Source organism: Oleiphilus sp. HI0128 (assembly GCF_001635365.1).
The window spans coordinates 1-616 of sequence record NZ_LWGG01000260.1; the positions used below are offsets into that span (position 1 = coordinate 1).

Below are 616 nucleotides of genomic sequence, written 5' to 3' on the forward strand. Positions count from 1 at the left end.
GCCGATTGCTGAAAGCTTTACTTGGGTGCATAGTGTTGATCGCATAAAAATAGCACAGCGTTTAAATGATCAGCGCCCGGACACTTTATCGCCACTGAATATTTGTATTCAGGTGAATATTGATGAAGAAGAGACTAAATCGGGCATATTGTTGAGTGATTTGCCTGAGCTTTGTCGAGCACTAGAAGATATGCCTCGTTTGAAGCTACGCGGCTTAATGTGCATACCTCAAGCAAATCAAAGTGAAGAGAGTTTGAGCACCGCGTTTACGAAGATGAAGTCGGCATTTAATGATCTGCAAGAAAGCTATTCGAGTGTCGATACTCTCTCGATGGGAATGTCTGGTGATATGGAACAGGCCATTGCCTGTGGCTCAACGATGGTCAGAGTTGGGACCGCTTTGTTTGGCGAACGCTAGAGCTTGGAAACAGTTTTTGAATTTTTGAACAGGAAGTGAACTAACAATGAACTTGAATGAACAAAAGATCTGCTTTATTGGCGCAGGTAACATGGCACACGCCATTGTTGGTGGCCTAGTAAAGAAAGGTTTAAACGCAAGCAATATTGTAGCAACTGCACCAAACCTTGAACATCGGGAAGCGATGCAGAACACATG

At 43.7% G+C, this 616-nt stretch carries 2 protein-coding genes; both read left to right on the forward strand.

All coding sequences use genetic code 11. From position 1 onward, the window contains the following. A partial coding sequence (locus A3763_RS03445) for a YggS family pyridoxal phosphate-dependent enzyme (protein ID WP_068759886.1) occupies positions 1-418 on the forward strand: 418 nt, incomplete at its 5' end. A 46-nt stretch (positions 419-464) separates the two neighbouring features. Beyond that, the coding region (locus A3763_RS26630; protein WP_197482732.1) for a pyrroline-5-carboxylate reductase at positions 465-616 on the forward strand (152 nt) is incomplete at its 3' end.